Below are 21070 nucleotides of genomic sequence, written 5' to 3' on the forward strand. Positions count from 1 at the left end.
GCCGGGCACACCTGGGGTCGTCGACTGCTGCATCCTCCGAGGCTAAGCCCGACCCGCCGCCCGGACGCGGCGTGACGCGGTGGTCGCGCCGACTCGCCCGCGAGCCGCCCCTGTGGAGGAGCGGATCAGTGCCGGCGGTGGTCCTGGATGGTCATCCGCGGGCCGTGCCGCGGCTTCCTCGCTCCGCTGCAGCCGATCAGCCGGATGACCCGCTGCCGGTGCCCGCGCCACGGCTCGAGGAGCTCGAGCATGCCGTCGTCGTCGACCCCGAGCCGGCCCGTGAGCGCGAAGCCGACGGCCGCGGCCAGGTGGTAGTCGCCCACGCTGACCGCGTCCGGATCGCCGTGGGCCCGCATCATCACCTCGGACGCCGTCCACGGCCCGATCCCCGGCACCGACTGCAGCCGGCGGGCGACCTCGTCGCCGCCCCGCCCGAGCGCGAGGGTCCGCTCGAGGCCGGAGGCGACGAGCGCGGCGGTGAGGACGGTCCGCGAGCGCCGCGGATCCACTCCCGCGCGGTGCCAGTCCCACGAGGGCACGCGCCGCCACTGCTGCGCGCTCGGAGCCACGTGCAGAGCGACCGGCCCCGGGGCGGGCTCCCCGTGGAGGCGCACCAGCACCCGGTAGGCGCGCCACGCCTCCGTGCTCGTGACCTTCTGCTCGAGGACCGACGGCACGAGCATCTCGAACACCAGGTTCGTGCGCGTGAGGCGCAGGCCCGCCGAGCGGCGGAGCACCTCGGCGAGCGGCGCGTGGGCCGACAGGTCGAGCCCGCTCCAGTCGTCGCCGTGGCCGAGGAGCTCGGGGACCGCGTCGATCAGCCACTCCGCTCCCCCGCCCCAGGCGCTCGCGTGGACCGCGCCGTCCGCCGCCTGCCGCAGATGCAGCGTGCCCGGGCCGAGCGGCGTGCGGAACGCCCGCCAGAAGCCGGACGCGTCGAGGAGCATGGTCGGGTCGCCCGAGCCCCGCAGCAGCGTGCGGAGGGTGAGCGCGATGCTCACCGGCTCCGACGGCGCGTAGACCGTCGCCCAGGAGGGCTCGGGAGCGGGGGCGGGGATCGACACGCAGTGATGCTAACCGGCGGCTCCGACACCGGATCGGACGCTCCTCCGCAGAACCCCCATCCACGACGTGTTCGGAGCGACACGCCCGGCGGATTGGTTCAGACGGCGTGAACACATGCGCGGATCCGATCGCCCGTTTCCACTGGTCAGCAGGTCGATCCCGGGCGTAGCTTCGCGCTGTCGCGGCGGCGCTCCAGCCGCCCGGCACCCGCCTATCACTGGAGATGCGCACATGTTCGACACGACCTTCATCCGCAACGCGATCGTCAAGAGCTCTGAGACCGCTCTCGACCGTCGCCGCTTCTTCGAGGCCACCGGCGTCGCCGGCCTCGGCATCGGAGCCGCGGCCCTCGCCGCGCCCACCGCCTCCGCCGAGGAGGTCGCTGCCAGCGGCCCCAGCGACGCCTCGATCCTCAACTTCGCCCTCAACCTCGAGTACCTCGAGGCCGAGTTCTACCTCCGCGCCGTCTACGGCACCGGCCTCGGCGGCTCGGACGTGACCGGCAAGGGCACGCCCGGCGGCGTCATCGGCGGCCGCCCCGTCGACTTCAAGACCCCGTGGCTGAAGAGCTTCGCCACCGAGGTCGCGAACGACGAGAAGGCCCACGTGCAGTTCCTGCGGGCCGCGCTGGGCACCGCGAAGGTGGCCCGCCCGGCGATCAACCTGAAGGACAGCTTCAACTCCGCCGCCGTTGCGGCGGGGCTGATCAAGGCCGGTCAGTCGTTCGACCCGTTCGCGAGCGAGTCGAACTTCCTGCTCGGCGCCTTCGTCTTCGAGGACGTGGGAGTGACCGCCTACAAGGGCGCCGCCCCGCTCATCCAGTCGAAGACCTACCTCGACGCGGCCGCCGGCATCCTCGCGGTGGAGGCGTACCACGCGGGCGCGATCCGCTCGGCGATCTACGCCGCCGACCTGTCCGACTCGGCGAACAAGCTCTCCGACGCGCGCGACAGCCTCGACGGCAAGACCGACCTCGACCAGGGCGTCAAGGTCAACGGCCAGGCGAACATCGTCCCGACCGACGGCAGCTCCATCGCGTTCAGCCGCACCCCGGGCCAGGTCCTCAACATCGTGTACCTGAACCCCGCGGCCGGCACGCGCACCGGCGGATTCTTCCCCCGCGGCGTCAACGGCGAGCTCGTCACGACCTAGTCCCACCAGCACCGAGCACGACGACGGGCCCTTCCTCGAGGCGGCGAGGAGGGGCCCGTCGTCGTCCGCGTGCACATCCGTTCACCGGGTCCTCTAACCTGAGCGGGTGAAGATCGGGATCCTGACCTCCGGTGGCGACTGCCCCGGCCTCAACGCCGTCATCCGCGGTGCCGTCTACAAGGGCATCAAGGTCTACGACCAGGAGTTCGTGGGCTTCCGGAACGGCTGGCGCGGAGTGGTCGACGGCGACCTCCTGCCCCTGGGCCGCCCCGAGATCCAGGGCATCGCCAAGCAGGGCGGCACGATCATCGGCACCAGCCGGACGAACCCCTTCGAGGGCGAGAACGGCGGCCCCGAGAAGATCGCCGAGATGATGGACCGCAACGGCATCGACTCGATCATCGCGATCGGCGGCGAGGGCACCCTGGCCGCGGCTAAGCGCCTCACGGACGCGGGCCTCAAGATCGTCGGCGTCCCGAAGACCATCGACAACGACCTCGGCGCCACCGACTACACCTTCGGCTTCGACACCGCCGTCGGCATCGCGACCGACGCGATGGACCGCCTCCGCACCACCGGCGACTCGCACGGCCGCTGCATGGTCGCCGAGGTCATGGGCCGCCACGTCGGCTGGATCGCCCTGCACTCCGGCATGGCCGCGGGCGCCCACGTCATCCTCATCCCGGAGAAGCGCACCTCCCTCGACAAGATCGTCGAGTGGGTGCAGAGCGCGCAGGACCGCGGGCGCGCACCGCTCGTCGTGGTCGCCGAGGGCTTCTCGCTCGACACGATGGACGACGCCCACTCCGAGCGCGGCCTCGACGCCTTCGGCCGGCCCCGCCTCGGCGGCATCGGCGAGCTGCTGGCTCCGCTCATCGAGGAGCGCACCGGCATCGAGACCCGCGCCACGACGCTCGGCCACATCCAGCGCGGAGGCACGCCCACCGCGTTCGACCGCGTCCTCGCGACCCGCCTGGGCATGGCCGCCATCGACTCCGTCGTCGCCGAGCACTGGGGCCGCATGGTCGCCCTGCGCGGCACCGACATCTACCACGTGGACTTCGCCGAGGCGCTCGGCACCCTCAAGACGGTCCCGGACGCCCGCTACGAGGAGGCGCGCACCCTCTTCGGGTAGCGCGCGCTCCCCGCGGAGCGGGTCAGCCCTTCGCGCCGTCCGGCGTCGCCGTGGCGACGATCTGCGCCCGCGCAAGGGTGTGGAAGTGCGCGTTGAAGCCGAGGATCGCCGGCGTCGACTCCGGGTCGAGGTCGAGCGACTCGACGTCGAGGGCGTGCACCACGAAGAAGTAGCGGTGCTCGCGGTCCGGCGGCGCCGCTCCGACGAACTGGCGCAGCCGCATCTCGTTGGGCAGCGTCTGCGCGCCCGCCGGGAGCAGCTCGAAGCCGGCGGCTCCGGCTCCCGTGGGGAGCTCCGTGGTGTCGGCCGGGAGGTTGTAGACGGCCCAGTGCCAGAAGCCGGAGCCGGTGGGCGCGTCGGGGTCGAACACCGTCACGGCGAAGCTCTTCGTCTCGGCGGGGGCTCCCGACCAGCGCAGGTGCGGCGAGACGTCCTCCCCGCCGGAGCCCTCGCCGTAGTGGCGGGCGGACAGGGGCGCACCGTCGGCGATGTCGTCGCTCTCGAGCGCGAAGGTCGGCACCTCGCCGAGGCGGGCGTAGGGGTCGTAGGTCCAGTCGGACATCCGGTTTCTCCGTTCGGGAAGGGCGGGCGGGGGCCCGCGCCCTCAGCCTAGGAACCCGGCGGTGCGCGCCGAAGGGCTTGCGGAGGGGGTCAGGACCCGAGATAGCGCCCGGGCCGGTGGTTGAACGCCAGGACCAGGTTGAGCACCACCACTCCCGCCGCCGAGATCAGCACGTTCAGCGGAGGCACCACCAGCAGCGCGGCCGCGACCACGCACGCGTCGAGCGCCATCATCACGTAGCCCGCCCGCCAGCCGAGCCGCTCCTGCGCGATCAGGGCGACGATGCTGAACCCGCCCAGGCTCGACCCGTGCCGGAAGAGGATGAGGAGGCCGATCCCCGCGAGCACGTCCCCCGTGAGGACGCCGTAGACGGGCTCGATCCGCAGCTCGCCGAACGCCAGCGGGTGCAGCCCCGCCAGGACCGAGACCAGCACGATCGAGAACATGGTCCGCAGCGTGAACCGCCAGCCCTTCTTCCACAGCGAGAGGGCGAGGAACGGCACGTTGACCGTGACGAGGATGACGCCGAACGGGATGTCGAGCGGGTACCCCAGCAGCAGCGCGAGACCCGCGGTGCCGCCCGTGACCGCCTGGCTCGCGCGCAGCAGGTAGAGGCCGAGCGACACGACGAACGCACCGGTGACGAGACCGAAGACGTCCTCGAGGCGGGAGTGCGGCACGGGGGCGGAGGCGTCGGGCACCCGACGATGCTGCCACACGCCGCGCCCCGGTCCGGACGTCCTCGTAGGATGTGCCGGTGCTGCCGAAGATCCTGCTGTTCTACCGCTTCGTGCCGCTGGCCGACCCCGAGTCCGTGCGGCTGTGGCAGCGCGAGCTGTGCGAGTCGCTGGGCCTGCGCGGGCGCCTGCTGATCTCGGAGCACGGGGTGAACGGCACGCTGGGCGGCGGGATGGACGCCCTGAAGCGCTACGTCCGCCGCACCCGTGAGCACTCGGCCTTCCACGGGCTCGAGGTGAAGTGGAGCGACGGCTCCGGCCTCGACGACGACGGCCGCAGCCTCGACTTCCCCGGTCTCTCGGTGAAGGTGCGCGACGAGATCGTCTCGTTCGGCGCGCCCGACGAGCTGCGGGTCGACGCCGACGGGGTCGTCGGGACGGCGCCGCGGCTCGACCCGGACCAGCTGGACTCCCTGGTCGCCGAGCGCGACGACGTGGTGCTCTTCGACGGCCGCAACGCCTTCGAAGCCGAGATCGGCCGGTTCGAGGGGGCGATCGTGCCGGGGGTCTCCAGCACCCGCGAGTTCGTCGAGCAGCTCGACGCCGGCGTCTACGACCACCTCAAGGGCCGGCCCGTCGTCACGTACTGCACCGGCGGCATCCGCTGCGAGGTGCTGTCGAGCCTGATGACGGCGCGCGGCTTCGGCGAGGTGTACCAGCTCGACGGCGGCGTCGTCCGCTACGCCGAGGCGCGGCGCGACCGCGGGCTGTGGAAGGGGGCCCTGTACGTCTTCGACGGCCGCGGCTCCGTCTCCTTCTCCCCCGACGCCGAGGTGCTGGGCCGCTGCACCTCGTGCGCCGCGCCGACCAGCCGGATGCGCAACTGCACCGACCTCTCCTGCCGCGCCCAGCTCGTCGTGTGCGCGGACTGCGATGCGGCGGCCTGCGCCGCGCACGCGGGCCCTACGCTCGTGCCATGAGCATCGAAGCGCGCGGGCGCACCCTCGTCGACCTCCACACCGCCCCCGAGCTGCTGCAGGTGGTGAACGTCTGGGACGTGATCAGCGCGACCACGATCGCCGCGCTCCCGGAGACCCGGGCGCTCGCGACCGCCAGCCACTCCATCGCGGCGGCGTTCGGCTACGAGGACGGCGAGCGGATCCCGCTGGAGCTGCACCTCGGCATGATCGAGCGCATCGTCGCCGCCGTCGAGGTCCCGGTCTCGGCCGACCTCGAGGCGGGCTACGGCGACGCGGGCGAGACGGTCCGGCGCGCGATCGGGATCGGCGTCGTGGGCGCGAACCTCGAGGACCAGGCGAAGCCGCTCCCGGAGGCGCTGCGGGCGGTCGAGAAGGCCGTCGCCGCGGCCGAGGAGGAGGCGGTGCCCTTCGCGCTCAACGCCCGCACGGACGTGTTCCTCCGCGCCGGCGACCGCGACCGCGGCGAGGTCCTGGCCGACGCGATCGAGCGCGGCCGCGCGTACCTCGACGCCGGCGCTACCTGCTTCTTCGTCCCCGGGCTGCTCCAGGACGCCGAGCTGGAGTCCCTCGTCGCCGCCCTCGGGCGGCAGCGGGTCAGCGTCATCGGCGTCCCCGGATCGCAGTCCCCCGCCCGCTTCGAGGAGCTCGGGCTGGCCCGCGTCTCCTACGGTCCGTGGACGCAGCGCGTCGCCCTGACGGCGCTCCAGGACGCGGCCTCCGCCCTCTACTCCGGCGGATCGCTCCCCGAGGGCACCCGGCCCCTGAACTGACCGCCCGGCCGCGGGCCCGCGGGCGTAGCGTGGGCCCATGTACCGAGCCATCGTCGTCGAGCGGCACTCCGACTCCGACACCGAGACCCCCAACCGAGTCCGCCTCCTCGAGCGCGACGATCCCGACCGCTCGCACGGCGACGTGTCGATCGCCGTCGAGTACTCGAGCGTCAACTACAAGGACGCCCTGGCGCTGGCGGGGCGGCCCGGGATCGTGCGCCGCACCCCGCTCGTCGCCGGCATCGACCTGGTCGGCACCGTGGAGTACGCGGACGGCGAGGCGGGCGAGCGCTTCGACTCCGGCGACCGGGTGGTGCTCAACGGCGCCGGCCTTGGCGAGCGCCACGACGGCGGGCTCGCCGAGCGGGCGCGTGTCGACTCCGCGTCGCTGCTCCGGCTGCCCGGCGCCATCTCGGCGGCACGGGCCGGAGCGATCGGCACCGCCGGCTTCACGGCGATGCTGGCCGTGCTGGCGCTCGAGCGGCACGGCGTGCGGCCGGGCAGCGGTCCCGTCCTGGTGACGGGGGCCTCGGGAGGCGTGGGGTCGCTCGCCGTCGCGCTCCTGGCGCGCCTGGGCCACGAGGTCGTCGCCTCGACCGGCCGGCTCGGCGAGCACGGCGCTCTGCTCCAGCGCTTGGGCGCCTCCGACGTCATCGACCGCGCCGAGCTGCAGGAGGGCGGGAAGCCGCTGCAGTCCGAGCGCTGGGCGGGAGCGGTGGACTCCGCCGGCTCGCACACGCTCGCGAACGCCCTCGCGCAGACGCGGTGGGGCGGCACCGTGGCGGCGTGCGGTCTCGCGCAGGGCCCGGACCTGCCGGTGAGCGTGATGCCGTTCATCCTGCGCGGAGTGACGCTGGCCGGCATCAACTCGGTGGAGGCGCCGCGCAAGCTCCGCGAGGAGGCCTGGCGCCGCCTCGCCCACGACCTCGACCTGGAGCTGCTCGACGAGCTGACGACGACGGTGCCGCTCGGCGGGGCGGTCGACGCGGCCGAGGACGTGCTCGCCGGCCGCTCGCACGGTCGGACGCTGGTGGACGTCCGCGCCTGAGGGCACGGCGTCGGCAGAGGGCGTCCGCCCGCCTCGAGCGTGGAGGAGGGGGCGCCCCGGCCGGCGCTGCGGGGCGGCTGCTCGTGCGGCGGTGCGCTACTCCGCAGCCTCGGTGGCGCCGCTCGGCTCGGCCGACGCGTGACCGACGGAGGAGTCGGGGCGCGCGGCGCGGGGCTTCGCCGGCGTGCGGGGCTTCGGCGCGGGCTTCGCGGCCGGAGCCGGCTTCGCGGGGGCGGGGTCGGCGGACTCGGATCCGGCGGGCTTCGGCTCGGCGGGCTTCGATCCCGCGGCCTTTTTCTCGGCGGGCTTCGGCTCCGCGGGCTTCACCGGAGCTGCGGAGTCGATCGGCTCGGAGCCGATGACGTCCACGGGCGCGGAAGCCCCGGACTCGGCCGGCGTGCTCGCGGCGGTCCGAGCACTCGTTTTCGGAGCGCCCTTCGGCGTGGCCTTCGGGCTCTTCGGAGCGGCCCCCGCTGCTGACTCCGTCGGCGCCGCGACGTCCTCCGCGGCCCGGTCAGCCGCCGGAGCCGCGGTCGCCGCCGCCGCCGCGCTCCCGCCGCTCGCCGCCTCCTGACCCTCGACCACCGTCGCCGGACCCGCCGCCTCCGCGGCCACGGCCGCGGCCTCCGCCGCCTTCGCCCTCTTCTTCGCGCGCTTCTCCGCGGCGGCCGCCTGGGCCCGCTCCGCCTGCTCGGCGACCTCGGGGACGATCACGAGGTCGTCGGTCTCGATCACGGGGATCGCCGCGGTCGTCGTCCCCAGCTGGAGGGCCGCGATCAGCTCGGGAGCGTGCTTGGTGCTCACGATCAGGCGGGAGTAGTCCTCGTCGACCAGGTCGATCACGACGGCCGAGGCGGTGCGCTTGATCAGCAGGAAGTCCTTGCCGCCGTGGAACTTCCACGTGCCGGCCGCGAGCGTGAGCGGCACCGCGGTGCCCGGCGCGCGGATGCCCCGCACCCAGATCCAGGGGTCCTCGGTGACCGTCGCCGAGCGGATGCTCGACCGGTCGACGACGACGTCGCTGCGGTGGAACGCGAGCAGTCGCTCGGCCGCGGTGAGGCGGAGTTCGAGGCGGTCGGGGAGCACGGTCACGACGGGCATGCCTCTAGTCTGCCCCGCCGCCCGCCGCCGGGTCAGCGCCGGATCGCACAACGATGCCCCGCCGCTCGCGTGGGTGGCAGCATGGTCGGATGCCGATGGATCCGGACGAGGCGCGCCTCCTCGACGCGCTGCTGGCCGAGCGGCAGGCCGAGACGCGCGACGAGGCGGCCCGGCTCGAGGCCTCGCTGGCCGAGCTCCTGCGCGACCGTGCCGACGGCACCGCCGATGACGAGCACGACCCGGAGGGCACGCCGCTCTCGGCCGAGTGGTCGCGGGTGGCCGGAGTCCGCGACGCTCTCGCCCGCACGGCGCGCGAGCTCGACGCCGCTCGCACCCGCCTCGGCACCGGCGGCTACGGGGACTGCGCCTCGTGCGGCCGCCCGATCGGAGCCGCCCGCCTCGCCGCCCGGCCCACGGCCGAGCTCTGCATCGACTGCGCCCGGCTAGCGGAGTCGCGCATCCGCTGACGCCCCGCGAGGCGAGCCTGCGGCATGCCCTCCGCCTGAAGGCCCCCACAGATCCCGGCGTGCGGAAACCCGGTTTCTCCTGCGAGCATTCACACCCGGTCGCGTCCCTCGAACAGGTCTGACGGACCACCCCCTCCCCCCCTGCTCGAAAGGCACTCCTGCGATGACCGAGACGTCGACCGCCCGATCGACCGGCGCCCCTCCCGCCCCCGACAAGCGCGCCTGGCGCTCGCTGATCGTCCTGCTCGCGGGCATGTTCATCGCCCTGCTCGACACGACCATCGTGAACGTGGCGCTGCCCACCATCCGCACCACGCTCGACGCCTCCGAGTCGACGCTCTCCTGGATCATCTCCGGCTACGCCCTCGCGTTCGGCCTCGCCCTCATCCCCGCCGGCCGCCTCGGCGACCGCTTCGGGCACAAGTGGGTCTTCGTCAGCGGCATCGCCCTCTTCACCGTCGCCAGCTTCGCGTGCGGACTGGCCGCGGACGACACCCAGCTCGTCATCGCCCGCATCGTGCAGGGCCTGGCGGGCGGCGTCTTCGTCCCGGCGGTCAACGCCTACATCCAGCTCCTCTTCCGCGGTCCCTCGCGCGGCAAGGCCTTCGCGGTGATGGGCGCGGTCCTCGGCGTCTCGTCGGCGCTCGGCCCGATCATCGGCGGCCTGATCATCCAGGCCTTCGGCGACGAGAACGGCTGGCGCCTGGTCTTCTGGGTGAACCTGCCCATCGGCGTCGCGACCCTGATCGCCGCCGCGGTCCTCCTCCCCGCCCGCCGCGACCTCGAGGCCGGCGACCGCGCCCCGAGCGGAGGCGTCGACTGGCTCGGCCTCGTGCTCGTCTCCGGCGGCCTGGTCGCCCTGCTCGTCCCGCTCATCCAGGGCGAGGACGAGGGCTGGCCGCTGTGGACCTTCCTCTCGATCGCCGGCGGAGTCCTGCTCCTCGCCGCGTTCGGCGCCTGGGAGGTCCTCCACGTCCGCCGCGGCCGCGCTCCCCTGGTGCCGCCGTCGCTGTTCCGCCACCCGGCCTTCACCGGAGGCGTGATCCTCGCGCTGGTCTACTTCGCGGCCTTCACGAGCATCTTCTTCACCATCTCGCTGCTCTGGCAGTCGGGCCTCGGCCACACCGCGCTCGAGTCGGGCCTGGTCTCGATCCCCTTCGCGATCGGCAGCATCATCAGCTCCTCGCAGAGCAACCGGATGACCGCGCGCCTGGGGCGCAACGTCCTGGTGATGGGCAGCGGGCTCCTCGCCATCGGGCTCGGCTGGGTCTGGCTGGTGCTGCTGACCGCGACCCCGGACTCGATCAGCAACTGGCAGCTCCTGCCGCCGCTGCTGATCGCGGGCCTCGGCAACGGCTTCTTCATCGCCCCGAACGTGCAGTTCATCGTCTCGACCGTCGACCCGCAGGACGCGGGCGCGGCGAGCGGCGTGATCTCGGCGATCCAGCGCATCGGCTCGGCCGTGGGCATCGCGGTCATCGGCAGCGTGCTGTTCGGGAGCCTCGTCATCACGGGTCCGGACACGGTCGCCTCGGGCTTCCTCGACGCCGCGGCTCCCGCGATGCTCCTCAGCACCCTGATGGCGGTCGCCGCTTTCGCGCTGGTGTTCGTGCTGCCGAAGTCGGTCTCGCGCCGGGGCTGAGGGCCCCTGCCCGGTCGCCGCACGCCGGCGGTCGGGCGCGCGGGACGTCCGCCGCCCGGAGATCCGGTGCGGCGGGCCCCCCGTCTGATCCGCGGGTGGCCCGGGAGCCTACGCCCGAGCGGCCGCCGCGGCCTTCGCCGCCGCCGGCAGCGCGTCCACGATGCGCCCGATCGCCGCGTCATCGTGCGCGGCCGAGACGAACCAGGCCTCGTACACCGACGGCGGCAGCGAGACGCCCGCGTCGAGCATCGCGTGGAAGAACGCCGGGTAGCGGAACGACTCCTGCGCCTGGACCTCGGCGTAGTCCCGCACCGGCCGGCCCAGGTCCGTGAACATGAAGCTGAAGAGGCTCCCGGCCGTCTGCACCGTGTGCGCGACGCCCTCGGCCGTCAGCGCCGCCGACACCTCGCGCTGGAGCGTCAGCGCCGTGGCGTCCAGCGAGGCGTAGACCGCGTCGTTGGCCAGCTGCAACGTCCGGATGCCCGCGGCCACCGCGACCGGGTTCCCGGAGAGGGTGCCCGCCTGGTACACCGGCCCGAGCGGCGCCAGGTGGTCCATGACGTCCGCACGGCCGCCGAGAGCCGCGACCGGCATCCCTCCGCCGATGACCTTGCCGAAGGTGTAGAGGTCGGCCCGGTACGGAGCCTCGGCGCCGCGGTTCTCGAGCCCCCACCAGCCGCCGGCGCTCACGCGGAAGCCGGTGAGCACCTCGTCCATGATCAGCAGCGAGCCGTTCGCGTGCACGAGGTCGGCGAGGGCCGCGTTGAAGCCCGGGTCCGGAGCGACGACGCCCATGTTGGCGGCCGCGGCCTCGGTGATGACCGCCGCGATGTCGGCGCCGCGCTCGGCCAGGACCGCGCGCACCGCCTCGAGGTCGTTGTACGGCAGCACGATCGTCTGGGCCGCGGTCGCGGCCGTGACGCCGGCGGAGGCGGGCAGCGAGAGGGTCGCGAGACCGGAGCCGGCATCGGCGAGCAGTCCGTCGGAGTGGCCGTGGTAGTGGCCGGAGAACTTGATCAGCAGGTCGCGGCCGGTGACGCCGCGGGCGAGGCGGATCGCCGTCATCGTCGCCTCGGTGCCGGTGGAGACCAGGCGGAGCTTCTCGATCGGCGAGACTCCCCCGGCCGTGATCCGCGCCTCGACCAGCTCGGCGAGATCCGTCTCGGCGGGAGTGGACGCGCCGAACGAGAGACCGCGGGCGGCCGCCTCCTGCACCGCCGCGACGACCTCGGGGTGCGCGTGCCCGAGGACGGCGGGGCCCCAGGAGCAGACGAGGTCGACGTACTCGCGCCCGTCCGCGTCCGTGATGAACGGGCCGGCGGCCGAGACCATGAAGCGCGGGGTCCCGCCGACCGAGCGGAACGCTCTGACGGGCGAGTTGACGCCTCCGGGGATCGCGTGTCGGGCACGCTCGTACAGGGTGTCGTTAGCCGAGGTGGTCACCCCTCCAGGGTACGCGCGCCGCCCGGCGCCCTCGCGCCGGAGGAGCGCTTTCGGACGAGATGCCGAGTCTCGCTCCCGGGAGGAGGAGCGGCTACTTCAGCAGGTCGCGAGCGATCTCGACGGCCCAGTAGGTGAGAACCGCGTCGGCCCCCGCGCGAAGGATCCCCGTGACCGACTCCAGGATCGCCGGCTCGCGCGAGATCCAGCCGTTCGCGGCGGCGGCCTCGATCATCGCGTACTCCCCCGACACCTGGTACGCCCAGACCGGCACGTCCGAGACGGAGGCGACGTCCGAGAGCACGTCGAGATAGCTCATGGCGGGCTTCACCATCACCACGTCGGCACCCTCGGCGAGGTCGAGGGTCGCCTCGCGCAGGCCCTCGCGGCGGTTCGCCGGGTCCTGCTGGTAGGTGCGGCGATCGCCCTCGAGCGTGGACTGCACGGCCTCGCGGAACGGACCGTAGAAGCTGGAGGCGTACTTCGCCGAGTACGCGAGGATCGCGGTGTCGAGGTGCCCGGCGCCGTCGAGAGCGGCGCGGATCGCTCCGACCTGGCCGTCCATCATCCCCGAGAGCCCGAGCAGGTGGGAGCCGGCCTCGGCCTGGGCGAGCGCCATCTCCTCGTAGCGGAGGAGCGTGGCGTCGTTGTCGACGCGCCCGCGGTCGTCGAGCACGCCGCAGTGGCCGTGGTCGGTGAACTCGTCCAGGCACAGGTCGGTCTGCACGACCAGCGCGTCGCCGACCTCCTCCACGACGACCCGCGTCGCGGCGTTGAGCACGCCGTCGGGGTCGGTCGCACCGGAGCCGACCGCGTCGCGCGTGGTGGGCACGCCGAACAGCATCACGCCACCGATCCCCGCCTCGGCCGCCTCTGTCACCGCTCCGCGGACGCTGTCCAGCGAGTGGTGCATCACCCCCGGCATCGACCCGATCGGCCGGGCCTCGGTGATCCCCTCGGCCACGAAGAGGGGCAGGATCAGCTGCGCCGGGTGGATGCGCGTCTCCTGGACGAGACGGCGGAGTGCGGGGGTCGTGCGGAGGCGGCGCGGGCGGATGGCAGTCATGTCCTCCAGCGTAATCCCGCCCCGCCGAGCACCTCCCGGGAGCGCGGACGCCCCACCCCGTGGAGGTGCTCCGGACGCACCACGTCTGCCGAGAGGCGGGTCGCTGCCCTGTGGGGCGAGGCCCGCCCCTCCCGGCCGACATCGCGCCGGAGAGGCGGCTCAGCGGGGAGCGCGCTCCGTGGCGACGGCGGCGACCGCGTCGATGAGGGAGGAGGCCGAGCGCTCGTCGGCGACGACGTCGACGCGCAGGCCGAAGGCGCGGGCGTCCTTCGCGGTCTGCGGGCCGATCGCGGCGACGAGGATCGACTCGGGCACCGGGCCGAGCTGCTTCTGGACCTGCTCCGCGACGCTGCCCGAGGTGACGAGGATCGCGTGCACGGCTCCGCCGGCGACATCCGCCACGACGCGCTCCTCCACCGGGACGCCGACCGTGCGGTAGGCGACCACGGAGCGCACGTCGTGCCCGATGCGGGTGAGGCCCTCGGTGAGCAGCGGCTTGGCGATCTCGGACCGCAGCGTCAGCACGCGCAGGGGGTGCCGGCCGCCGGTGGCCTCCTCCCACTCGGCCAGGAGGCCGCGGGCGGAGTTGTCCTCGGAGGGGACGAGGTCGACGGAGTAGCCGGCGGCGACGAGCGCGGCCGCCGTGGTCTCGCCGACCGCCGCCACCTTGGTGCTCGCGGGCACGGTGGTGCGCAGGAGGGACAGGACGTCGACCGTGGTGGCGCTCGTGACGGTCATCCAGTCGAAGGCGCCGGCCTCGAGGTCGGCGAGGGCCTGCTCGAGCGCCGGGAAGTCGTCGGTCGGCGCGAAGTTGATCATCGGAGCGACGACGGGCGAGGCTCCCTTGGCACGGAGAGCGGCGGCGACACCGTCCCCCCACGGGCCTCCGCGGGGGACGAGGATGCGCCACCCCTGCAACGGCTTCTCCCACTGGGAGTAGGCGGCGGGGACGATCACGAAGGGGCTCCCAGGGGTGCGAGTTCGGCGGCACCCGCACCGAGAAGCGCGTCAGCGAGCAGAGAGCCGCAACGGAACGCGGCTTCGACGACGGGCAGTTCGCGACCACCATACTGCGGATCCGCCCGGTGTCGACCACCGCCGACCGAACCGTTATCGACCGGCTCCGCGACCTCCCGTGCGAGGGACGCCGTGCCGTCGACGGCGAAGACCACGCCGTGCAGGACCACGCGGTCCTCCTCGACGACTGCGGAGGCTCCGATCGGAGCGGCGCACCCGGCCTCGAGGGAGGCGAGGAGCGACCGCTCGGCCGTGATCGCCGCGCGGGTCGGCACGTGCTCGACCGCCGCGAGAGCGGCACGCAGCTCCTCCGACGGCTCCTCGTCGCGCACCTCGATGGCCAGCGCTCCCTGACCGGGGGCGTGCGGGGAGACGTCGAAGCCGAGCACCTCGGTGATCGCGTCGACACGGCCGAGGCGGCGCAGGCCGGACAGGGCGAGCACGATCGCGTCCAGCGGCGAGTCGCTGCCGGGCAGCACCCTCCGGAGCCTGGTGTCGATGTTGCCGCGGATGTCCACGATCCCGAGGTCCGGACGGGCGGCCAGCAGCGCCGCGCGCCGACGGGGCGAGCCCGTGCCCACGCGGGCTCCGACCGGCAGGGTCGCCAGGGTGAGCCCGTCGCGGGCGCAGAGCGCGTCGCGCGGGTCCTCCCGCTCGGGGACCGCTCCGAGCAGCAGGCCCTCCACCGGAGCGGTGGGCAGGTCCTTCAGCGAGTGCACGATCGCATCGCAGCGCCCGGCGAGCAGCGCGTCGCGCAGGGCGCTGACGAACACGCCGGTGCCGCCGAGGGAGGCGAGCGAGCCGCGCATGCGGTCGCCGTCCGACTCGATGCGCACCAGCTCCACGGGGACCCCCGCGGCGGCCGACATCAGATCGGCCGTCATCCGGGTCTGCGCCACCGCGAGCGCGCTCGCGCGGGTGCCGACTCTGATGCTCACGACAGACGACTCCTCATCACGGTGCGACTCCCGCCAGGGCGGGCTTGAACCCCGCTCGCACGTTCTCGCAGCAGCCGGGGCGGCAGACGTCGTACCAGGGGCCGAGCGCCGTCATCGAGGGCCGGTCCTCGGTCGGCACGCCGTTGACGCGCTCGAGGACCAGGTCGATCAGGCCGGAGACGTAGACCGGGTCCGTGCCGGGGGTCGCGACGCGGAGCGCGACGAGTCCTTGCTCCTCCGAGGTCTCGAGGGCCTCGTTGTCGAGGTCCCACATGACCTCCATGTGGTCGGACACGAAGCCGAGCGGGACGATCAGCAGCGCGCGGCGGCCGCGGGCCGGCAGCTCCGCGATGGCGTCGTTGATGTCCGGCTCGAGCCAGGGCTGGGTGGGCGGGCCGGAGCGCGACTGGTAGACCAGCTGCCAGGGCACGTCCTCGTCCGTGGCGGCGGCCATGACGACCTCGGCGACGGCGAGGTGCTGCGCCTCGTAGGCGCCGCCCGGTCCGAACTCGTGCACGTCGACGACGGTGCCGTCGTCGTGGCGCTCGTGGGGTCCGCTGCGCTCGGCGTCGGCCATGGGGATCGAGTGCGTCGAGAACAGCACCTCCACCTCGGACGTGACATCGAGGTCGGGCATCCGCTCGCGCAGCTCGTCGAGCCCGTCGTGGACGGCCTTGACGAACGGCATGACGAAGCCGGGGTGGTCGAAGAACTGGCGCACCTTGTCGATCCGCAGCTCGCCCTCGAGGCCGGTCGCTTCGAGCGCCGCCGCGTAGTCCTCGCGGTACTGCCTGCAGGACGAGAAAGAGGAGTACGCGCTGGTGGCGATGGCGAGCAGGTTGGTGAACCCGCGCTCCTTCGCCTCGGCGACGGCCTCGCTCATGTAGGGCGCCCAGTTGCGGTTGCCCCAGAGCACGGGGAGGTCGATGCCGCGGTTCGCGAGCTCGGCCTCGAGCGCCTTCTTCAGCGCACGGTTCTGCGCGTTGATCGGGCTGACGCCGCCGAAGTGGCGGTAGTGGTGGGCGACCTCCTCGAGGCGCTCCTCCGGGATGCCGCGGCCGCGGGTGACGTTGCGGAGGAACGGGATGACGTCGTCCTGACCCTCGGGCCCGCCGAAGCCGGCGAGGAGGATCGCGTCGTAGGCCACGGGGACCTCGACGTGCTCGGGGCCGGACGCCGCCGCGGGGGTGGCCCCGCGGACGAGGATCGGCTCGCTGGTCGTGTCGCTCATCGGAGCACCTCGGCGATCTGGTCGGCGTCGATGCGCCGTCCTGTGTAGAAGGGGACTTCCTCGCGCACGTGGCGGCGGGCCTCGGTGGCGCGCAGGTCGCGCATGAGGTCGACGAGGTTGACGAGCTCCTCGTCCTCGAGGGCGAGGATCCACTCGTAGTCGCCGAGCGAGAACGAGGCGACCGTGTTGGTCAGGACGGAGCGGAACCGCGAGCCCTGGCGCCCGTGCTGGGCGAGCATCGCGCGGCGCTCCTCCTCGGGGAGGATGTACCACTCGTAGGAGCGGACGAAGGGGTAGACCGTGAGCCAACGGGCCGGCGCCTTCCCGCGCATGTAGGCGGGGAGGTGGTTCGAGCTGAACTCGGCGTCGCGGTGCACGCCCATCGCGTTCCACGTCGGCAGGAGGCCGACCAGCAGCTCCGTGCGGCGCAGCTCGCGGTAGGCCCGCTGCAGCTCCTCGGGCGCCGGGCCCGTGAGCCACAGCATGATGTCGGCGTCGGCGCGCAGGGCCGAGACGTCGTAGGTGCCGCGGACGGTCACGCCCTCGCCCTCGAGCTGGGCGACGAGGTGCTCGTACTGCTCCACCGCGGGATCCACGGCGTCGCTGGAGAGGGTGAACGGACGTGCGGGATCCCTGCGGAGAACCGCCCAGAGCGTGTATCCCAGGGCCTGATCGGAGTGATCCTGATCGGCAGGGGGCTGCGGCGCCGGAGCGGCGGCGCTCGTGTCGGGGGCGGACTGAACGGGACCCGCCGTGCCGGCGGTCTGATCGGTCATTGATCCATCATCCCTCCGCTCGTGCCGATGCACAAAAGCGGCGGGGGCTCTGGCGCCGGAGGGCCCGGGACGCTAGCACCCCGGGCCCTCCGGCGCTCAGTCCTCGATGATCTGCTTCGCGACGCCCCAGACGACGAGGCCCACGGCGGCGGCGGCGCCGACCGCTCCGGCGATCAGCGCGGAGGGGTTCTGGCGGCGCACCACCTGGAGCTTGCGCTCGATCGTCCGCTGGGCCGTGCGCACCTTGCGCGGCACGTTGACCTTGTACTCGATCGCGTCGAGGGTCGCGGCCAGCTCGGAGCGAGCGCGCTCGATGTCGGCCTTCAGCTGGCCGGGCTTCAGCTCCGCCGGGTCGACGAAGCGGGGCGTGGTGCTGCTGACGGATCGCTCAGTTGTCATAGCTGCCCACTCCCTTGAACGCCTGGACGTCCTTCTTGATGCTGTCGATCGAGTCCTGCGGCACCGGCGGCACGGCCTTCTTGATGGTGCGCACGCCGACGAGGGCGAGGATCACGGCCACCAGGAGGAAGAAGACCGTCACGAGCAGCGCCGACAGCCAGGCCGGAAGCCACGAGGCGATGCCGATGATCGCGAAGGCGACCAGCGTCGCCCACGCGGTCAGGAGGAGGAAGGCCGCGACCGCGAACAGGCCGACGGCCAGACCCGCGCTCTTCGCCTTGCCCGCCAGCTCGTTCTTCAGCGAGGCGACCTCGGCCTTGACGAGCTCGATCACGAGGCCGGGCAGGTCGCTGACCAGCTCTCCCAGTGATCGGGCGTTCTTGGGATTGCGTTCGTTCACCACGGGAGCTCCTCGAGGGTGGGACGTGCCGGCCGTCGCGCGCCTGGCACGGCCGGAGGGATGAGCACTAGGCCCTGCTGGTGGAGGTGGACGTCGTCGACCCGCCGGAGCCGGCCGACGCCGCGGCCTCGTCGACCTTCGAGGCCGCCTTGCGGGCGGCCGCCGACGCCTCCGCGTCGCTCGCTCCCTGGGCCTTCCTGCCGCCGGACACGGCCTTGACGACCACCGAGCGCACGACCTCGTACGCCTTGTCCGAGACGCTGCTCAGCTGGGTCTTCGCGGCACCGCCGACGGCGCCCGCGACGTCCTGCACCGGCTGGGTCCGCCAGAAGCGGCCTGCCGCCGAGGCGATCTGCTCGTACCGCTTGCGGCCGGCGCGTGCTCCCAGCACGTACCCGGCTGCGGCTCCTGCCACGAAAAGAATCTTGCCCTTCACGCCTACTCCTCGTCCTGGGTCGCTCTCGCGATCGTCCACGCGGTCGGTGACCACTCGTGCCGGGGCACGCCGCGCGCTCGCGCGGATGCCTGGGCCTAAGAGTAGCCGTCGGCGTCGCGGGCGTCGCTCGGCAGCCCGACTCCTTGACGCACCAGTCGGCGCCGGATAAGGGCGGCCGTCTCGGCGGCGTGCGGGAGCACCGAGGCGAGGCCCGTGCCCGCGATCCAGGTGCCGGTCACGGCGACTCCCTCGATCGGGAGGAGCGCCTCGCGGAACGCCTCCAGGTGCGCGCGGCGGCCGAGCGCCGCGGCGGGCCGGACGTTGGCCCAGCGCACCCGGGCGGAGTCGACGAGCGAGGCCGGATCGAGGGCGAGTCCGAGCAGCGTCGAGGCGTCGAGCAGGGCGATCGCGGCCGCCTCGGCATCGGTGCGCCCCTCGAGCGGCGGGCGCTCGCCCGGGCGCCCGTAGGAGAGGCGCAGCACGTGGCGGCCGGGAGGGAGGGAGGCGGCCAGCCAGTCCCACTTCGCGGTCGCGTGCGTGATCGCCTTGGCCGTGACGTCGGTGGCGGTGGGCGCCACGAGCACGCCGGAGCCGCGGGGGGCTGCGTCCAGGCGGGCGTCGTCGAGGACCAGGGTCACCAGCTCGACGGAGTCGTGGGGCGCCTCGTCGGCGCGCTCCGCGACGGCGGGAGCGAGGCCGGCGAGCAGCGCCCGGGCGTCGCGCTCCGGCGTCGAGACGATCACCGCTCGGGCGCTCAGAGCGCCGTCGGCGAGGGTCAGGACGAAGTCCCCGTCGGAGCCCTCGAGCCGCTGCACGGAGGTGCCGGTGCGGATCTCGCCGGAGAGGTAGTCGATCCGCTGGACCAGCGCGGCGACCAGGCGGTGCATCCCGCCCTCGAGCCCGCGGACCGCGACTCCGGCCGGGAGGTTCGCGCGGAGGGCGGCCACTGCCCGGGCGAGGGAGCCCGCACGGGTGAGCGCGCCGTTCAGTCCGGGTGCGGCGAGGTCGACGTCGATGTCGTCCGGCCGGCTCGAGTAGACGCCGGAGACGACCGGCGCGACCAGGTCCTCGAGCACGCGCTCGCCCATCCGGGTGCGCACCAGCTCGGCGAGGGAGTGGGCGCGGCCGATGCGCAGCACCGGCATCAGGGTGTCGAGCCAGGCGCGCCAGGCGCCGCGGCGGCCGATCGCCCGCACGACGTCGGGGGCGAGCGGCGTGCCGGGGATGCCGAGGATGCCGGCCCGGGGCGACGGCACGGAGCGGCCGCCCGAGAGGTGCAGCCACGAGCCGTGCGTCCGCGGCTCGACGATCGACTCGGCGAGCGGGACGCCGTCGAGGGTCAGCGCGGCGAGCGCCCGCTCGACGTGGCCGCCCCGGGTGGCGAAGCTCTCGGCGCCGGCGTCGAGCGCGGCTCCGGCCAGGGCGAGCGGAGAGACGGAGCCGCCGACCCGCTCCCCCGCCTCGAGCACCACGACGCGCAGGCCGATGCGCAGGCACTCCGCGGCGGCGGCGAGCCCCGCCACTCCGCCGCCGACGACCGCGACGTCGTACGACGCCGCGTCGCGGGGGCGCTCCTCGCTCACGGCCGCCAGGCGTGCACGAACGCGACGAGGCGCGTGAGCACGTCGGGGTCGGTCTCGGGCGGCACGCCGTGGCCGAGGTTGAGCACGTGCGCGGGGGCGCTCAGGCCGCGGCGGAGCACGTCGTCGACGTGGGCCTCGAGGACCTCCCACGGCGCGGTCAGCAGCGCCGGGTCGACGTTGCCCTGCACCGGCACGAAGCCGCCGAGGCGGTGGTTGGCCTCGTCGAGCGGGATCCGGTAGTCGACGCCCACCACGTCGGCGCCGATACCGTGCATCGCTCCGAGCAGCTCGCCGGTGCCGACGCCGAAGTGCACGATCGGGACGTTGCGGCGCGTCTCCCCGTGGTCGAACGCCAGGTCGCGCACGTGGACGAGGGCGCGCGCGGAGGCGGGAGCGACGTGGGTCGTGTAGTCCGAGAGCGAGAGCGCCCCGGCCCAGGAGTCGAAGAGCTGCGCGGCGCTGGCCCCGGCGAGCACCTGCGCGCGGAGGAAGCGGCCGGTGACCTCGGCGGTCCACTCCATCAGCTGGGCCCAGGCGGCGGGGTCGGCGTGCATCATCGTCCGCGCGCGCAGGTGGTCCTTGGACGGGCCGCCCTCCACCAGGTAGGCGGCCAGGGTGAAGGGAGCGCCGGCGAAGCCGATGAGCGGGGTGTCGCCGAGGCCCGCGACGGTGCGGCGCACGCCCTCGCGGATGGGCTCGAGCGTCTCGTCGAGCACGGACGGGTCGATCGAGGCGAGCTCGGCGACGTCGGCGGCCGTGCGCACCGGCTTCTCGAGCACCGGACCGCGCCCGGGGACGATGTCGACGCCGACGCCCGCGAGCCGCAGCGGGATCACGATGTCGCTGAAGAAGATGGCCGCGTCCACTCCGTGGCGCCGCACCGGCTGCAGGGTGATCTCGCTCGCCAGCGCCGGGTCGAGGCAGGCGTCGAGCATCTTCGTGTCGGTGCGCAGGGCCCGGTACTCCGGGAGGCTGCGGCCGGCCTGGCGCATGAACCAGACGGGCGTCCTCTCGCCCCGCTCGGAGCGGTAGGCGCGCAGGAGCAGCGAGTCGGCCGTGCGGCCGGCGGAGAGGGGGTGCAGCGGATCGAGCAGGCCGTCGGTGGGGGAGGTCACCGCGGCATTATTCCAGGCGCATCCGTGCATTCCTCCCCAGTCCGGGGACCCCGCCCCGCAGAGCGCGGGT

Annotated in this window: 22 protein-coding genes; 7 read left to right on the top strand and 15 right to left on the bottom strand. The window is 73.8% G+C overall.

The genetic code is table 11. The features are described 5' to 3' along the window. Positions 1–125: 125 nt before the first annotated feature. The gene (locus C5D66_RS11845; RefSeq protein WP_258061387.1) at positions 126–1064 is read right to left on the bottom strand and encodes a DNA-3-methyladenine glycosylase; all 939 of its coding nucleotides are present in this window, start codon (positions 1062–1064) and stop codon (positions 126–128) included. Between the two features lie 232 nt (positions 1065–1296). On the opposite strand from C5D66_RS11845, the gene C5D66_RS11850 reads away from it, so the two are divergent. Beyond that, on the top strand, positions 1297–2217 hold the full coding sequence (locus C5D66_RS11850) for a ferritin-like domain-containing protein (RefSeq protein WP_104222865.1): 921 nt from the start codon (positions 1297–1299) through the stop codon (positions 2215–2217). Positions 2218–2323: 106 nt separating this feature from the next. Beyond that, a complete protein-coding gene (locus tag C5D66_RS11855) occupies positions 2324–3352 on the top strand; it encodes a 6-phosphofructokinase (protein ID WP_104255334.1) in 1029 nt (342 codons plus the stop codon). Between the two features lie 22 nt (positions 3353–3374). On the opposite strand, the gene C5D66_RS11860 is transcribed toward C5D66_RS11855, so the two are convergent. Together C5D66_RS11860 and C5D66_RS11865 are read right to left on the bottom strand one after the other, a co-directional pair. Then, positions 3375–3914 (bottom strand): YbhB/YbcL family Raf kinase inhibitor-like protein, encoded by a 540-nt coding sequence (locus C5D66_RS11860; protein WP_104222867.1) that lies wholly within the window; start codon positions 3912–3914, stop codon positions 3375–3377. Between the two features lie 89 nt (positions 3915–4003). Next, entirely contained in the window at positions 4004–4615 is a 612-nt protein-coding gene (locus C5D66_RS11865; protein WP_244230588.1) for a YitT family protein, read from the bottom strand. Positions 4616–4671: 56 nt separating this feature from the next. Here C5D66_RS11865 and C5D66_RS11870 point away from each other — a divergent pair, with 56 nt between their 5' ends. The 3 genes from C5D66_RS11870 to C5D66_RS11880 are packed head-to-tail and all read left to right on the top strand — an operon-like array spanning position 4672 to position 7389. Beyond that, positions 4672–5571, top strand: a complete 900-nt coding sequence (locus C5D66_RS11870; RefSeq protein ID WP_104326912.1) for a rhodanese-related sulfurtransferase — start codon at positions 4672–4674, stop codon at positions 5569–5571. Beyond that, positions 5568–6341 (top strand): isocitrate lyase/phosphoenolpyruvate mutase family protein, encoded by a 774-nt coding sequence (locus C5D66_RS11875; RefSeq protein ID WP_104326913.1) that lies wholly within the window; start codon positions 5568–5570, stop codon positions 6339–6341. Before C5D66_RS11870 ends, C5D66_RS11875 begins: the two co-directional genes overlap by 4 nt. A gap of 37 nt (positions 6342–6378) precedes the next feature. Continuing rightward, entirely contained in the window at positions 6379–7389 is a 1011-nt protein-coding gene (locus C5D66_RS11880) for an MDR family oxidoreductase (protein ID WP_104326914.1), read from the top strand. Between the two features lie 96 nt (positions 7390–7485). Here C5D66_RS11880 and C5D66_RS17500 read toward each other — a convergent pair whose 3' ends face one another. Next, positions 7486–8490: a hypothetical protein gene (locus C5D66_RS17500; RefSeq protein WP_258061389.1), complete on the bottom strand. Its 1005-nt coding sequence runs from the start codon at positions 8488–8490 to the stop codon at positions 7486–7488. An 89-nt stretch (positions 8491–8579) separates the two neighbouring features. Here C5D66_RS17500 and C5D66_RS11890 point away from each other — a divergent pair, with 89 nt between their 5' ends. Together C5D66_RS11890 and C5D66_RS11895 are read left to right on the top strand one after the other, a co-directional pair. Continuing rightward, complete coding sequence (locus tag C5D66_RS11890) at positions 8580–8957, top strand: TraR/DksA family transcriptional regulator (protein WP_258061390.1); 378 nt, start codon at positions 8580–8582, stop codon at positions 8955–8957. A 163-nt stretch (positions 8958–9120) separates the two neighbouring features. Beyond that, on the top strand, positions 9121–10599 hold the full coding sequence (locus C5D66_RS11895) for an MFS transporter (protein ID WP_104233092.1): 1479 nt from the start codon (positions 9121–9123) through the stop codon (positions 10597–10599). Between the two features lie 108 nt (positions 10600–10707). Here C5D66_RS11895 and hemL read toward each other — a convergent pair whose 3' ends face one another. From hemL to hemE, 11 genes are all read right to left on the bottom strand, one after another. Then, positions 10708–12042 carry a glutamate-1-semialdehyde 2,1-aminomutase gene (gene hemL, locus C5D66_RS11900; protein WP_104326915.1) on the bottom strand — a complete coding sequence of 445 codons (1335 nt, stop codon included), beginning with the start codon at positions 12040–12042 and terminating at the stop codon, positions 10708–10710. A gap of 91 nt (positions 12043–12133) precedes the next feature. Beyond that, on the bottom strand, positions 12134–13105 hold the full coding sequence (gene hemB / locus C5D66_RS11905; RefSeq protein WP_104249902.1) for a porphobilinogen synthase: 972 nt from the start codon (positions 13103–13105) through the stop codon (positions 12134–12136). A gap of 159 nt (positions 13106–13264) precedes the next feature. Then, positions 13265–14059, bottom strand: a complete 795-nt coding sequence (locus tag C5D66_RS11910; protein ID WP_104222950.1) for a uroporphyrinogen-III synthase — start codon at positions 14057–14059, stop codon at positions 13265–13267. Further along, a complete protein-coding gene (hemC, locus tag C5D66_RS11915) occupies positions 14059–15060 on the bottom strand; it encodes a hydroxymethylbilane synthase (protein ID WP_104255338.1) in 1002 nt (333 codons plus the stop codon). Before hemC ends, C5D66_RS11910 begins: the two co-directional genes overlap by 1 nt. Positions 15061–15076: 16 nt before the next feature. Then, positions 15077–16291, bottom strand: coding sequence for a ferrochelatase (locus C5D66_RS11920; protein WP_104255339.1), 1215 nt, complete (start codon positions 16289–16291; stop codon positions 15077–15079). Further along, complete coding sequence (gene hemQ, locus C5D66_RS11925) at positions 16288–17067, bottom strand: hydrogen peroxide-dependent heme synthase (RefSeq protein ID WP_104326916.1); 780 nt, start codon at positions 17065–17067, stop codon at positions 16288–16290. Before hemQ ends, C5D66_RS11920 begins: the two co-directional genes overlap by 4 nt. A 96-nt stretch (positions 17068–17163) precedes the next feature. Continuing rightward, on the bottom strand, positions 17164–17466 hold the full coding sequence (locus C5D66_RS11930; RefSeq protein ID WP_104222879.1) for a DUF3618 domain-containing protein: 303 nt from the start codon (positions 17464–17466) through the stop codon (positions 17164–17166). Continuing rightward, positions 17456–17866: a phage holin family protein gene (locus tag C5D66_RS11935; protein ID WP_258063916.1), complete on the bottom strand. Its 411-nt coding sequence runs from the start codon at positions 17864–17866 to the stop codon at positions 17456–17458. Before C5D66_RS11935 ends, C5D66_RS11930 begins: the two co-directional genes overlap by 11 nt. A 67-nt stretch (positions 17867–17933) precedes the next feature. Beyond that, positions 17934–18281, bottom strand: coding sequence for a YtxH domain-containing protein (locus tag C5D66_RS11940; protein ID WP_146076886.1), 348 nt, complete (start codon positions 18279–18281; stop codon positions 17934–17936). A 116-nt stretch (positions 18282–18397) separates the two neighbouring features. Further along, a complete protein-coding gene (locus C5D66_RS11945; RefSeq protein WP_258063915.1) occupies positions 18398–19885 on the bottom strand; it encodes an NAD(P)/FAD-dependent oxidoreductase in 1488 nt (495 codons plus the stop codon). After that, positions 19882–21030 (bottom strand): uroporphyrinogen decarboxylase, encoded by a 1149-nt coding sequence (hemE, locus tag C5D66_RS11950; protein WP_104255341.1) that lies wholly within the window; start codon positions 21028–21030, stop codon positions 19882–19884. The genes C5D66_RS11945 and hemE overlap by 4 nt, the downstream gene beginning before the upstream one ends. Between the last annotated feature and the right edge of the window lie 40 nt (positions 21031–21070).

Origin of the sequence: Rathayibacter sp. AY1B4 (genome assembly GCF_002932815.1) — a bacterium.
Lineage (GTDB): Bacteria > Actinomycetota > Actinomycetes > Actinomycetales > Microbacteriaceae > Rathayibacter.